General features: G+C 32.7%; 15 protein-coding genes. 13 read left to right on the top strand and 2 right to left on the bottom strand.

From position 1 onward, the window contains the following. Nucleotides 1-12: 12 nt before the first annotated feature. The gene (hemH, locus tag RB619_RS10965) at nt 13-1,032 is read right to left on the bottom strand and encodes a ferrochelatase (protein WP_308097308.1); all 1,020 of its coding nucleotides are present in this window, start codon (nt 1,030-1,032) and stop codon (nt 13-15) included. A gap of 232 nt (nt 1,033-1,264) precedes the next feature. Then, nucleotides 1,265-2,137 carry an AraC family transcriptional regulator gene (locus tag RB619_RS10960; RefSeq protein ID WP_115887709.1) on the bottom strand — a complete coding sequence of 291 codons (873 nt, stop codon included), beginning with the start codon at nt 2,135-2,137 and terminating at the stop codon, nt 1,265-1,267. 226 nt (nt 2,138-2,363) lie between these two features. Between RB619_RS10960 and hemA the strand changes: the two genes are divergently transcribed. The 13 genes from hemA to hemB all read left to right on the top strand — a co-directional run bounded on the left by hemA (nt 2,364) and on the right by hemB (nt 13,865). Then, a complete protein-coding gene (gene hemA, locus RB619_RS10955; protein WP_308097304.1) occupies nt 2,364-3,614 on the top strand; it encodes a glutamyl-tRNA reductase in 1,251 nt (416 codons plus the stop codon). 118 nt (nt 3,615-3,732) lie between these two features. Further along, nucleotides 3,733-4,656 (top strand): hydroxymethylbilane synthase, encoded by a 924-nt coding sequence (hemC, locus tag RB619_RS10950; protein WP_308097301.1) that lies wholly within the window; start codon nt 3,733-3,735, stop codon nt 4,654-4,656. Beyond that, the gene (locus tag RB619_RS10945; RefSeq protein WP_308097299.1) at nt 4,656-5,321 is read left to right on the top strand and encodes a uroporphyrinogen-III synthase; all 666 of its coding nucleotides are present in this window, start codon (nt 4,656-4,658) and stop codon (nt 5,319-5,321) included. The genes hemC and RB619_RS10945 overlap by 1 nt, the downstream gene beginning before the upstream one ends. A gap of 140 nt (nt 5,322-5,461) precedes the next feature. Further along, nucleotides 5,462-6,487, top strand: coding sequence for a uroporphyrinogen decarboxylase (gene hemE, locus RB619_RS10940; protein ID WP_308097297.1), 1,026 nt, complete (start codon nt 5,462-5,464; stop codon nt 6,485-6,487). Nucleotides 6,488-6,555: 68 nt separating this feature from the next. Beyond that, nucleotides 6,556-6,933, top strand: coding sequence for a hypothetical protein (locus RB619_RS10935; protein WP_308097295.1), 378 nt, complete (start codon nt 6,556-6,558; stop codon nt 6,931-6,933). 2 nt (nt 6,934-6,935) lie between these two features. Continuing rightward, entirely contained in the window at nt 6,936-7,481 is a 546-nt protein-coding gene (locus RB619_RS10930) for a GNAT family protein (protein WP_308097293.1), read from the top strand. Beyond that, entirely contained in the window at nt 7,478-8,380 is a 903-nt protein-coding gene (hemF, locus tag RB619_RS10925) for an oxygen-dependent coproporphyrinogen oxidase (protein WP_308097292.1), read from the top strand. Before RB619_RS10930 ends, hemF begins: the two co-directional genes overlap by 4 nt. Before the next feature lie 32 nt (nt 8,381-8,412). After that, nucleotides 8,413-8,964, top strand: a complete 552-nt coding sequence (locus RB619_RS10920; protein ID WP_308097290.1) for a type II toxin-antitoxin system antitoxin SocA domain-containing protein — start codon at nt 8,413-8,415, stop codon at nt 8,962-8,964. Nucleotides 8,965-8,971: 7 nt separating this feature from the next. After that, nucleotides 8,972-9,523 carry a hypothetical protein gene (locus tag RB619_RS10915; RefSeq protein WP_308097289.1) on the top strand — a complete coding sequence of 184 codons (552 nt, stop codon included), beginning with the start codon at nt 8,972-8,974 and terminating at the stop codon, nt 9,521-9,523. A 10-nt stretch (nt 9,524-9,533) separates the two neighbouring features. Then, complete coding sequence (locus RB619_RS10910; RefSeq protein WP_308097287.1) at nt 9,534-10,817, top strand: hypothetical protein; 1,284 nt, start codon at nt 9,534-9,536, stop codon at nt 10,815-10,817. Nucleotides 10,818-10,871: 54 nt separating this feature from the next. Continuing rightward, the gene (locus tag RB619_RS10905; protein ID WP_308097284.1) at nt 10,872-11,810 is read left to right on the top strand and encodes a DUF4421 family protein; all 939 of its coding nucleotides are present in this window, start codon (nt 10,872-10,874) and stop codon (nt 11,808-11,810) included. 78 nt (nt 11,811-11,888) lie between these two features. Beyond that, nucleotides 11,889-12,776 carry a fructose bisphosphate aldolase gene (locus tag RB619_RS10900; protein ID WP_374119693.1) on the top strand — a complete coding sequence of 296 codons (888 nt, stop codon included), beginning with the start codon at nt 11,889-11,891 and terminating at the stop codon, nt 12,774-12,776. A gap of 93 nt (nt 12,777-12,869) precedes the next feature. Then, nucleotides 12,870-13,865: a porphobilinogen synthase gene (gene hemB / locus RB619_RS10895; protein ID WP_308097280.1), complete on the top strand. Its 996-nt coding sequence runs from the start codon at nt 12,870-12,872 to the stop codon at nt 13,863-13,865. Nucleotide 13,866: the final 1 nt, after the last annotated feature.

The following is a 13,866-nucleotide window of genomic DNA, read 5'->3' as shown; positions in this document are numbered from 1 at the left end:
TGCCTCTTTCTTCTATTTAGCCCAATCGTTAATCCAGTTAGAAACCGTCTGGCACCATTCATCATCATCATTCAAACATGGAATTGCCAAGAACTCTTCGCCTCCGTTTGCTTCAAAATCTTCTTTGGCGCGCATGGCGATTTCTTCCAAAGTTTCTAAACAATCGGTAACAAAAGCTGGGGTAACAACCGCAATTTTCTTGATTCCTCTTGAAGGCATTTTGTCGATTTCAACATCTGTGTAAGGCTCAAGCCATTTATCGCCCGCCAATCTTGATTGAAAAGTAACGCAATATTTATCTTTCGGAATTCCAAGTTGCTCTACAACTAAACGCGTTGTTTCGTAACAATGTGTTCTGTAACAGAATTCCGCTTCCGGAGTTCCAACTTCGCAACACATTTTATTGGTTACGAATTTTTTATGCGATTTTGTTTTATCGGTTTTACGAACGTGACGTTCCGGAATTCCGTGATATGAAAACACCAATTGATCATAATCGAAATCACGTAAATGTGTTTTAATAGAATCAGCTACATTTTTAATGTAATCCGGTTTGTTGTAAAACGCCGGAACATCAGAGAATTTCATATGAGGAAATTTCGCCTTGCGGATTTCTTCTGCCAAAACTAAAATCGTCAATGTAGAAGCCATCGCATATTGCGGATAAAGCGGAAAAAGTAAAACTTCAGTAACGCCTTGATCGTGTAGTTTCTGCAAACCTTTTTCGATTGTCATTGATCCGTAACGCATTGCCAATTCAACTGGAACATTGGCCAAAGGCTGAACTTTTTTGTGCATCCTTTCAGAAAGAACGATTAACGGAGAACCTTCTTCCCACCAAATTTTCGCGTAAGCGTGCGCTGATTCTTCTGGTCTTTTTCTTAAAATAATTCCACGAACTAATAATGCTCTCAATAAATACGGAACGTCGATTACGTATTTATCCATTAAAAATTCATCTAAATAAGGTTTTACATCTTTTGGAGTTGGACTATCTGGAGATCCTAAGTTTATTAATAATACGCCTTTCATTATTTTTTTGCTTTAGGCTTTAAGCGCTAGGCTTTAAGCTTTTTATTTGTTTTTAAAAATTTCGGCAAAAGTAAACGCTGTACTTTATTAGAAATATGATAATTATTACTTTTTAATTATTGCGGAATATCGAAAATTGATTTATTCGTATAATGCCCACAGATTTTACTGATTTAGCAGATTTTAATTTGTGCTAATTCGTGATCCCGATAGCTATCGGGAGTGGCAAAAATTAAACATTCGCATTAATCGACATTAAATACTTCTTTGGAGTTGTGGCAAACTTTTTCTTAAACGCCGCGATGAAATGACTTCCAGTACTATAGCCAATTTTAAGTCCAACTTCGTTTACATTGTAAGAACCGCTATCTAATAGTTTTCTAGCGAAATCCATTTTGTAATCGAAAAGAAAACCGTAAACCGTGTCGCCGTAAATTTGTTTGAAACCCATTTTTAGTTTCTTCAAATTCAAACCAATTTCATCTGCCAATTCTTGTAATCCCGGCGGTTCAGCCATATTCGCGATGATAATTTCTTTTGCTTTTCGAATTTTCAGCACATTATCTTCATCAATCAAAAACGGACATTGTTCTGCATTTGGATCTTCAGTTCTATTAAAATACAAACTCAATAATTCGTATCCTTTTCCTTTATAATAAAGGTTTTTAATAGACGGATGAAGATTATAATGAAACAACTGACTCAAAACAATTGCCATTGACGGACTGATATTTCCTTCGTTATAATACTTTTTATCCTTATTATCAGGACTTAAAAACGTAATATAATCGGCTTCGGCAGAAAACAACGCGTGAAATTTTTTAATCGAAACAATTACCGAAATCACCCACGAGTTTGGAGCTAGTTCTAAATTAAGCGGTAATTCTTTCTGCGGATTGTATAAAAGCAGTGATTTTTCTTCCTTCAAATCTAAAGCATAAGAACCTTGATTGAATAAGAATTTCGCATTGCCTTTTATCCCGAAGTGAAACTGTATCAGACCAGTACCTATTTCGTGTTGTGCAGAAAAAGGTTCCAAACTATCATTTTGAAAACGGATCAGCGTAAAGTCGTCTTCAATTTTTATAACTTCTTGAGAACTCATAGCGATATTTTTTTTAAACGAAAATCAAAACTAATGCGGAATGTTATTTAGAATCACTCTAAACTAATCACTTGAAATGAGTTGATTTTGCTACAAAAATAGTCCTTTTTACTCAAAAACACCTATTTAGGTTCAAAAAAACATACAGCGATATAAAAAGTACTTTTAGCGTTACTTTTATAAACACTATTGCAATAATTTTGTTGCACTTTATGAAAGTGAATTTATGGAAAACAATAATGTACCGAAACACCTTTATTTTTACTCAGTTGGTCTGAGTTATAAAAAAGCTGATGCTGAGGTCAGAGGTCAATTTAGTTTGGATGCAATTGCTAAAACGCGTTTGCTGGAACAAGCTAAAAACGATGGAATAGAAAGTTTACTAGTTACTTCAACTTGCAACAGAACCGAAATTTACGGTTTTGCTGAACATCCATTTCAATTAATAAAACTTATCTGCGACAACAGCAATGGTTCTGTTGACGCTTTTCAAAGAGTTGGTTTCGTTTACAAAAATCAAGAAGCAATAAATCATTTATTTCGCGTAGGAACTGGATTAGATAGTCAGATTCTGGGCGATTTCGAAATTATATCTCAAATCAAAACCAGTTTTGTTCATTCAAAATCAATGGGATTAGCTAATAATTTCATGGAAAGATTAGTGAATGCGGTGATTCAGGCAAGCAAAAGAATTAAAAATGAAACGGAGATCAGCTCGGGTGCAACTTCGGTTTCTTTTGCATCGGTACAATATATTTTGAAGAATGTTGAAGACATCAGCAATAAAAATATTTTACTTTTCGGAACTGGAAAAATCGGAAGAAATACGTGTGAGAATTTAGTTAAACATACTAAAAACGAACACATTACTTTAATCAACAGAACGAAAGACAAAGCGGAGAAATTAGCTGGAAAATTAAATCTGATTGTTAAAGATTATTCTGAATTACACTTAGAACTTCAAAAAGCTGATGTTGTCGTTGTGGCAACCGGTGCGCAAAACCCAACAGTTGACAAAGCGATTTTAAATCTTAAAAAACCTTTGTTGATTCTGGATTTGTCTATTCCGAAAAACGTTCACGAAAATGTTGAAGAATTAGAAGGCGTAACGTTGATTCACATGGATTATTTGTCTCAATTGACAGATGAAACTTTGGAAAACAGAAAATTACACATTCCGGCTGCTGAAGCAATTATTGAAGAAATCAAAGAAGAATTTGTAATTTGGATGAAAGGCCGAAAATTTGCCCCAACGATTAACGCCTTAAAAGAAAAACTAAACGCGATTAAAGCTTCGGAATTGGATTTCCAAAGCAAAAAAATTGCTGATTTCAATGAAGAACAAGCTGAAATCATCAGTAACAGAATCATCCAGAAAATCACTACACATTTCGCAAATCATTTAAAAGACGACGACACCATGGTAGATGAAAGCATCGAATGGATCGAAAAAGTCTTCAAAATAAAAGCATCTTAAATAAAATTTTAAACCATATAAGTTATATAAGTTCATTTAATCGCAACGCTTAATTGTTGTTTTTAAGTTCAAACTGCTTAAATTACCTTATATAACTTATATGGTGAAATTCAACAAAATGGCTGAAAAAACAATCAGAATTGGAACGCGCGATAGCGAATTAGCACTTTGGCAAGCTCATAATGTCGAAAAACAACTGAACGATTTGGGTTATAAAACTTCAATTGTTGCGGTTAAATCTCAAGGTGATATTATTCTGGACAAACCTCTTTATGAATTAGGGATTACTGGAATTTTTACTAAAACGCTTGACATTGCGATGATCAATGGTGATATTGATATTGCAGTGCATTCGATGAAAGATGTTCCAACGGCTTTGCCAAAAGGAATTGTTCAGGCGGCTGTTTTAGAAAGAGCTAATGTTTTAGACATTTTAGTTCATAAAGGAAATCCTGATTTTGCTAATCCAAGCACGATTGCGACCGGAAGTTTACGTCGTCAAGCGCTTTGGTACAATAAATACCCAAATCATACTGTTGTTGATTTACGCGGAAATGTAAATACGCGTATGCAAAAATTACAAGACAATAATTGGGACGGGGCTGTTTTTGCTGCTGCAGGTTTGGAGCGAATTAACTTAAAACCTGAAAATTACATTAATTTAGATTGGATGATTCCTGCGCCTGCACAAGGAGCAATGCTTGTTGTAGCAATGGAAGATGACAATTTTACTTTAGATGCACTTTCGCAATTGAATCATATTGAAACTGAAATCTGTACTTACATTGAGCGTCAGTTTTTAAGAACTTTAGAAGGCGGTTGTACAGCACCAATTGGAGCTTTAGTAACATATAACGAAGACGAAGACACACTTCATTTTCAAGGTGTTTTACTTTCTGTTGACGGAAAACAAAAATTGGAAATCAATAAAACCGTTGATATTTCAGAATGGAAAAAATTAGGTTTTCATTCGGCTCAGGAAATTTTGAATAATGGCGGAACTGAATTGATGGCATCTATTAAAGAATCTCTGAAAAAATAATGGCAAAAGCAGTTCAAATAATATCCACTAAAATATTATCTCCACTTCATAAGCAAGAGCTCATGAAATATGGCGTCGAAGTAATCGAAGCCGATTTCATTAAAACTGAAAACAAACCTTTCGAATTAAAAGACCTCAACGAAAGTTTGATTTTTACAAGTCAGAATGCTGTTCGAAGTGTTTTATCTGACCCAAAATCAGAAGAATTAAAAAAGAAAAATGTATTTTGCGTTGGTCTTAAAACCAAAACTTTATTGACCGATAACGGATTTAATGTTGTGGCTTATACTGGCTACGCTTCTGATTTAGCTGAAATCATCACTTTGATTTATGGAAACGACAGTTATACTTTTTTCAGCGGAAACCTCAGAAGAGACACTTTACCCGAAGCTTTAAAAGAAAACGGAATTAAATTCAATGAAATTCAGGTTTACGAAACTACGCTGCAACCACAGAAAATAAAAGCAAATCCTGAAGCGATTTTGTTTTTTAGTCCGTCTGGAGTTAAAAGTTATTTGAAACACAATACCATCAATAAACAAATCTGTTTCTGCATTGGCGATACCACCGCAGAAGCTTTGTCAAAGATCACAAAAAACATCATCATCGCAGATCAACCCACAATTGAAGACGTGATCGAAGATGTAATCCACGAATACAAGTAAGCAATACGCTTTAGGCTATAAGCCGTAAGCAAAAAAGCAAAAACAATCAATGTGATGGCCTATAGCTTAAAGCTTAAAGCCTAAAGCAAAAAAATAAAAACTGCTTAAAGCCTAAAGCTTAAAGCCTAAAGCAAAAAACAATGTTAAAAAACGACCTATTTTTAAGAGCATTAAAAGGAGAAACAGTGCAACGTCCGCCAGTATGGATGATGCGTCAGGCAGGAAGATATTTACCTGAATTTAGAGAACTGCGTGATAAATATGATTTTTTTACACGTTGTGAAACTCCGGAATTAGCTGCTGAAATTACAGTTCAACCAATTCGTCGAATTGCTCCGGATGCGGCAATTTTATTCTCGGATATTTTAGTAGTACCTCGTGCAATGGGAATTCACGTAGAATTAAAAGATAATTTAGGTCCGATTATTCCAAATCCGATTCGTTCTTTGGCTGATGTTCACAAAGTTTTTGTTCCAGATGTAAATGAAACTTTAGGTTACGTTTTTGATGCTGTGAAATTGACTAAGGAAATGTTGAACGACGAAGTGCCATTAATTGGTTTCGCTGGTTCACCTTGGACAATTTTCTGTTATGCTGTTGAAGGAAAAGGTTCTAAAAGTTTTGATACCGCAAAAGGTTTCTGTTTTTCAAACCCTGCTGCAGCGCATACTTTATTGCAAAAAATTACCGATACAACTATTTTATACTTAAAAGAAAAAGTAAAATCGGGAGTGAATGCAGTTCAGATTTTTGATTCTTGGGGAGGAATGCTTTCTCCAGTTGATTATCAAGAATTTTCATGGAAATACATCAACCAGATTGTTGACGCTTTAGCAGATATTACTCCGGTTATTGTTTTCGGAAAAGGATGTTGGTTTGCGCTTGGCGAAATGGGTAAAAGTAAAGCTTCTGCATTAGGAGTTGACTGGACTTGTTCGGCTAGAAATGCTCGTTATTTGTCTGGTGGAAATATTACTTTACAAGGAAATTTTGATCCTTCAAGATTGCTTTCTCCAATTCCGACTATCAAAAAAATGGTTCACGAAATGATCGATGAGTTCGGAAAAGATAAATATATTGTAAATTTAGGTCACGGAATTTTACCAAATATCCCTGTAGATCACGCAAAAGCGTTTATTGACGCGGTTAAGGAATACGGGAACTAGTATTCAGTTTTCAGTCGCAGTTTTCAGATTTTACTGCGACTGAAAACTGCGACTGAAAACTAAAAATCATGCTCAACAAAGGTTTAAGAGATGAAGAGAAAATCAGAATTGATAACGTTCTCAAAACGTTACGAACTCTTGTTTTTGTACCTTATCCTTTGAGTGTTTTACAAAAAACAGATATTGAAAATCAGCTGAAAGAATTCGGGTTAAACATTGAAAGTTTAATCAATTATTCAAATGACGATTTAATTGCATTCTTGATTCGTCTTTCTTTTGATTGGGAACAACTTGAACAATTTGCTGATATTTTGGTAGAATTTTCTAAAGCCGAAAACTATAATTTAGATAATAAAGCTTTAGCCATTTATCAATATATTCAGACGGAAAGTAAGGTTTTTTCTTTCGGAATCAACACTAAAATTGCTTCTCTAAAAAACAAATAAAGATGAGTTTTACAGATTGGAAAATAGACCGAATTGAAAATATTCTTCCAAAAGAGTTTTATAAACTTATTGATAAGAATAAAAATCATATTAGAAAAACTTTCCCTGTAACACTGGCTAATTCTGATTCACCAGAAAAAGCAGAAAATTTTATCTCAGTTAATAAAGACAAAGAAAAAAATAGCGAAGGATATTATTTTTTCGCCCGAGAAATAAAAACCAATGATCTAATTGGTTATTTGTGCGTAAAAACTATCGATTACCGTATTTCAAAATGTGAATTAGGCTATTTTATTGACGAAGATTTTCAGGGAAAAGGAATTACATCCAAAATGGTTTCTGATGCACTCGATTTCTGTTTCAATGAATTGAAGCTTAATAAAGTTTTCATCTGTACTTCAGAAATTAATATCGCAAGCCAACGAATTGCATTAAAACATAATTTTAAACAAGAAGGAATTTTAAGAGACGAATTTCGAAACGGTGATGGCACATTACAAAACACCGTTTACTTCGGATTACTTAAATCAGAATATAATTTACAATGAAAGATAAATTTTACGCCTACATACAACAATTACAAGACCAAATCTGCGCTGGATTAGAAGCTGTTGACGGAACTACAAAATTCCGTGAAGATCTTTGGAAACGTCCGGAAGGCGGTGGTGGAAGAACACGTGTTATTGAAAATGGTGTTGTTTTTGAAAAAGGCGGTGTAAACATTTCAGCCGTTCACGGAAAACTTCCTGAAACGATGCAAAAAATGTTTAATGTTGGCGAAGCCGATTTTTTTGCGTGCGGATTAAGTTTGGTTTTACATCCAAAAAACCCAATGACACCAACGGTTCATGCAAACTGGCGTTATTTTGAAATGTATGACGAATCTGGAAAAGTCATTGAACAATGGTTTGGTGGCGGACAAGATTTAACGCCATATTATTTGTTTGAAGAAGATGCAAAACACTTTCATCAAACGTGTAAAACGGCTTGCGACAAACACAATCCTGAGTTTTATCCAAAATATAAAAAACAATGCGATTCGTATTTCTGGAATGCACATAGAAATGAAGCTCGCGGAGTTGGCGGTTTATTTTTTGATTATTGCAAAGCAAATGAAGCAATGTCAATGGAAAATTGGTATAACTTTGTAACTGAGGTTGGTAATAGTTTCCTTGAAGCGTATGTTCCAATTGTGGAAAGAAGAAAAAATCTCCCTTATACTCCAGAACAAAGAACCTGGCAGGAAATCCGACGTGGCCGTTATGTGGAGTTTAATCTGGTTCATGACAAAGGAACTTTATTCGGATTAAAAACGAATGGACGAATTGAAAGTATTTTAATGAGTTTGCCTCCGCATGTGCAATGGGTTTATGATCATCACGCAGAAGCAGGAAGTGAAGAAGAGAAATTGGTAAATGTGTTAGAAAACCCGCGCGAATGGATTTAAATATATTATATTTACGATAAAAATTATTAATTATGGATAACAAAATAGAAATATTCGAAACAATTGTTCATAAACTTAAAGACTGGTTTATGCAACAAAACAAAATGAATTCTATTGAAGATTTTAATAATAATAACGATTTTAGTATTTTAAAATTAATTAAACTACACTTTTTTGTTACTGCAATTAACAGTAATGAAGACAATACTTTAATCAATAGATTTGATTTTTTTGCCATGCCGTATGGTCCAGTTGAAACAGACATATATAGTCAAATAAAAATAAGCTGCGAATTTTCCAATTTTTCAATTGATAACTTCAAAGCTAATTTTACTGAAAATATTCCAAGTAAAACAATTTCACCAGATCTTATTACATCAATTGACGCTTCTATAAAAAGTATTAAAGAAATTGATTCTTCATTTATTAATGCAGATGCTGGTTCATTAGTAGAATTAACGCATAAATGGAATTCTTGGAAAACAATTTATGAAGAAGCAAGAAATAATGGCATATATTCTAAACCTATTCCTAGAGAATTAATAAAGAAAGACAATAAAATTCTTAATTTAGAATTAGCTTAATTAAAAAATGAAGTGGCTTAACGAAATTGATTCTTTTCTCAAAATTGAATTTAAAAATTCTAATTGGGCAGATGAACTTAATACAGATCATTCTGTAGAAACCTTTACAAATAACTTAATAGAAAAGGAAAAAAAAATCTTAATTACGGTTTTTGAATTTCTAAATTTTTCCGTATTAGAAGGTGAATATGTATGCGATAATACTTTTTATGATAAATTAAAAGAAATTCACAGTAAAATAGGTAGCTATCAAAATAGCTTAATGACTACTGATAATGAAGAGTTTACTTTTTCAAAAGCCTTAAATGACCAACAATTTTTGTATTGCCTAAAAAAAGCTTTGGAGATTTATAGGCGTATCTCTGACAACATTAATAAGCAAATAGAAAACTTACATAAAACTATTGTTCTAGATATATCTGACACTTTTGATGGAACCAGAAAATATTTCTCTTCTAAAAATGATATTTTAGAAGAAAGCTTATTCGATTTGTTTAATCAAAATTTAGTTATTTCAAGAACTGGTTTTTTTTTTAGAAAAAGACAATGTAGAATTTAGAGACTTACTTTTGTTAAAGGATGATTTAATAAAAACAAAAAGTAAAATTAAATATCCAAACACCAATTATGACAAAATAATAGATATATTAATCGAAACATGCATTTTCTATCAAAGAAAAATTATTATAAGAATTGAGCAAGATGAAAATAGAAATAGCGATGGTTACATCTCGAATTTTAAAGAGTACGATTTTTCATTAGACCAACATTGTCTTGAAAAAAAATATTTTACTCAATGGGATGAGTATTCGCAAAATCATTTTCTAAGTGAATCAAGCAAAGAAAGGGAAAATCAATTAAAGAGGAATGCTAAAGATTTAATTAAAAAAGATGAATCTATAAAAACCTTTCATGATGCCCATTCATTAATAAAATATTATAAGGATATAAATCCTGACATTTCTAAATTAGAAAAAATAAGTAGTTTTTTTAGCAACTTTAGTGCTAAATCTGACTATGATAAATTTGCATTAAATGTTTCTAAAAACTATTTAATGAACAATATATTATCCTTGAAAATATCAATGATTGATTTAAAGGATATAGATAATTTAATTACTGATTATAAAGATTTACAAGAAAGTTCATCCATCAATAACTTTTTTCCGTACTACAAAATTTGTATTTATTTAAAACGATATATTGAAGAAAATATTTCCGTGGAAGATTTAAGTTTAAACAATTTATCTAATATAGGTATAGCGCTAGAAAAACTTAAATTGTGCTTTAAACTTTACAAAAACAATTTTAAATGGTCTGAAAACCATTTATATTTTGCTTATCAATTGCCTTTTGAAGAATCTATAATAAATGTAGCGATAAATGATAAACTTTCAATTAATGTTTTTAACCCTACTGCGTTTTCTTTAAGTATTAATTACTCCGATTATAAAACTTTTTTAAAAGAAATTGAATCTTTTATTTTAAATTTTGATAATCAAATTAAAAGTTTAAAAAACATTTATTTTTCAACCAATAAGTTAATTGAAAAACAAACAGAAATTCAAACTCAGTTAAAAGATCAGGAAAAGAAAAATCTTGAGTTACTTGGAATTTTTTCTGCAATTATAGCTTTACTGTTTCAAGGAGTAAACACCGCTGGAAGTAATGAAAAAATTGAATATAAATTATTGACATTTATAGCAATGTTCATAGTGCTTTTCTCTTTTTTATTTATGATAAGGTTATTTTTTAATAAAGAAGAAAAAATTGAAAAAATGAGTAATTGGTTTCAAATGTCCGTTTTTATTTTGATGTTTATTATTTTACTATTAGTTTATACTTCACGCTAATTTATTATATTCCTTGTAGAATTTTTTTTTTATTGATTATAAAAAAACTCAAAAATGAAGCTAAAACTGATTTACATAGCGTTTTTTACAAGTGTTTTTGGGTGTTTCGCTCAAAACGATTCTCTGCAAAATCCCTATTTTAAATCGTATAATGATAAAATTACCGCCAGCGTTTATTATCTAGACACTTCTAATAGTTTTCAGATTACATCAGATAATCAAGATCCGAAGATATATTTGGATCTTATTCCCAATCGCAAAGAACAAATCGGGTTTAGTTTAAATTACAAGATTATTGATATTACGATTGGTTTTGCTCCGAAATTTCTTGGCGGAAATAAAGGAGATTCTCATTCTAAAAACTTTAATTTCAACACTCGTTTTTATTATAAAAAATGGATGCAATCCTTCACTTTTATCAATCAAAAAGGGTTTTATATAAGTGATGACAATTTTACTGCGCAAATGCCCAATATGCGAAGTACTAAAATTGGCGGATCGACTTCATACGTTTTTAACAACAAATTCTCATTTAAAGCATTGGTAAACCAAAACGAATGGCAAACCAAAAGTTCTGGAAGTTTTATTCCGAATTTTTCTTTCTATTACACGAATATAGATTTAAATACTCCCGACACATCACCTGGTGATATTTACGTATTTACGTTAACCCCCTCATATTTTTATAATTTTGTAATAAGTGATCGGGTTTTAATTGGAGCTGGAATTGGTTTAGGTGCAGGAATTAATGATGTTGACGGAGATACCTCAGCGTTATATCAAGCCGATTTAAATTTAAAATTGGCTTATAATCAAGATCGTTTCTTTGCTTTTGCCAGTCTGAATGCGGTGACTTTTGATCAAGACGAAAAAGTAGATCCGCGTTTGAATGATAATATTGTGACTTTAAAAATTTCTGCAGGTTATCGATTTGATCCACCAAAAAAAGTAAAAGAAGTATACAACAAGGCAAATGAAAAAATAGGTCTTTAAAAAGGCTTCAAAATAGCAAAAACAAGCATAAGCAGGGATTTCTAATAATTAAAAATTATTATTATGGAAAAGAAAGATATAAAAACGGCACAATTAAATCGTATGCATTCCGGAAAAGGCTTTATCGCCGCACTTGATCAAAGTGGCGGAAGCACTCCAAAAGCTTTAGCACAATACGGCGTACAGGAAAGCAGTTATGCAAATGAAGAGGAAATGTACACACTTGTTCATGAAATGCGAACGCGAATTATTAAAAGTCCAGCTTTCGACAGCGACTATATTTTAGGCGCTATTTTATTCGAAAATACAATGGACCGCAAAATCGACGGACAATGGACAGCCGATTATTTATGGGAAAAGAAAAATATAGTTCCGTTTTTAAAAGTAGATAAAGGGCTTGCTGATTTAAACAACGGAGTTCAAATCATGAAGCCGATTTCTAATTTGGATGAATTGCTTACAAGAGCTGTAGAACGAAATGTTTTTGGCACCAAAATGCGTTCGGTTATTAAAGAAGCCAATCCAGCCGGAATTCGAGAAGTTGTAGAACAGCAATTTGCAGTTGGTTTGCAGATTTTCGAAAAAGGATTAATTCCGATTATTGAACCTGAAGTTGACATTTACAGTGCTGATAAAGAAAAATCAGAAGAAATTCTAAAAGAAGAAATCAAAAAACAGCTTAGCTTATTAGATAAAGATGTAAAAGTGATGCTGAAATTATCCATTCCGACGGTGAATGATTTTTACAAAGAATTAATGTCAGATCCTCATGTTGTGCGCGTTGTTGCATTATCCGGCGGATACGGACAAGACGAAGCCAATCAAAAATTAGCAGCAAACCACGGATTGATTGCCAGTTTCTCCAGAGCTTTATCTGAAGGACTTTCTGCAGATCAATCAGATAATGACTTTAACGCTAAAATAGGTCAAACCATTAAAGAAATTTACGAAGCTTCTATAACATAGAAAGTTCAAAATAAAAGCAAAAAATAAAATTACAATAACACTATTCGGTTTCAGCATAAAAACCTGAAACCTGAAACTTTAAACAAAAAAAGAATGTTCCCATTACACAGAGGCAGACGATTAAGAGTAAATGAATCAATTCGTTCGTTAGTTCGCGAAACCAGTTTAAGTCCATCAGACTTCATGTTTCCAATGTTTATTGCTGAAGGCAAAAATATAAAAGTTGAAATTCCATCAATGCCAGGAATTTACCGTAGGTCAATTGATCTAACAGTTGAAGAAGTTAAAGAAATTTATGCTTTAGGTATTCGTGCCGTTAACATTTATGTAAAAGTCAGCGAAAACTTAAAAGACAATACAGGTAAAGAAGCCTGGAACAAAGATGGTTTAATGCAACAAGCAATTCGCGCTATCAAAGTCGCTTGTCCGGAAATGATTGTAATGCCTGATGTAGCGCTTGATCCGTACTCGATTTATGGTCATGACGGAATTATAGCAAACGGTGATGTAGAAAATGACAGCACTGTAGACGCTTTAGTAAAAATGGCTGTTTCTCATGCTGAGGCTGGTGCCGATTTTGTTGCGCCGAGCGATATGATGGATGGACGTGTTTTACGTTTGAGAGAAGGTTTGGATAATGCGGGATTTCATAATGTAGGAATCATGAGTTACTCGGCAAAATATGCTTCGGCATTTTATGGCCCTTTTCGTGATGCTTTAGATTCTGCTCCAAAAGAAGCTGATGTTGCCGTTCCAAAAGACAAAAAAACATACCAAATGGATTATGCCAACCGCATTGAAGCAATAAAAGAAGCATTATCTGATGTTGAAGAAGGTGCAGATATGGTTATGGTAAAACCTGGAATTGCCTATTTGGATATTGTGCGTGAAGTAAAAAATGCTGTAAATGTTCCAGTAACAGTTTATCATGTTTCCGGAGAATATGCGATGATCAAAGCGGCGGCCGAAAGAGGTTGGCTGGATAATGATAAAATTATGATGGAACAATTAATGTGCATCAAAAGAGCAGGCGCAAGCTTGATCTCGACTTACTTTGCAAAAGAAGCTGCTGTAATTTTAAATAAATAAC

The organism is Flavobacterium sp. LHD-80, assembly GCF_030929605.1.
Taxonomy (GTDB): Bacteria; Bacteroidota; Bacteroidia; order Flavobacteriales; family Flavobacteriaceae; genus Flavobacterium.
This window is presented reverse-complemented; position numbering and strand designations above follow the sequence as displayed.